This window comes from Vibrio sp. Y176, assembly GCF_033438945.1.
Genome location: NZ_JAWOQS010001233.1, coordinates 1 through 508 on the forward strand (window position 1 = coordinate 1; position 508 = coordinate 508).

Annotated in this window: 1 pseudogene; it reads right to left on the reverse strand. The window is 40.2% G+C overall.

The window, feature by feature from the left end:
* Nucleotides 1-380: 380 nt before the first annotated feature.
* Nucleotides 381-508 (reverse strand): annotated as a pseudogene (locus tag R7O13_RS31145) (flagellar biosynthesis protein FlgL); the annotation flags it as partial.

Here is a 508-nt window from a genome sequence, read left to right on the forward strand (position 1 = left end):
TTGGATAAGCACTGACCGTAAAAATTACTTGCTAAATCTGCCTTTAACGCAGGGTTTAGAATCTCGAAATCTGTTCTGACATTATTCAATACAATTTGTGTGCCAACTTATTTAAGATATCGATTCCAAATTAAAATAGATAAATAAACAATAAGTTAGATAACACACTCGCTGTTTTCGACCTCTTTCTCTATGAGATGAAGATATTTTCACACCAAGAGAAGCTTGCCGCTCACATTGCCACTGGTGCCTTTGCCGCATTCGGTAAAAACATGCCGCTCACTCACCTCAACGACATTTGAAATTTCTCGCACTTAAGGCTTGGCACATAAGGCATCAAAATCTCTCGTTGTCGTTATTCGCCGCTGGCCGTCAAATCATTAAATGTAGTTAAACAATGTCAGGTCTTTTGTTTTGCCAAAAGCTTGTTGCGAGGCCTGCAATGCACGCGAGTTCTCACTGAACTCGATCACGGCTTTGGAGTAATCCAAATCCTCAAAATTGCTCT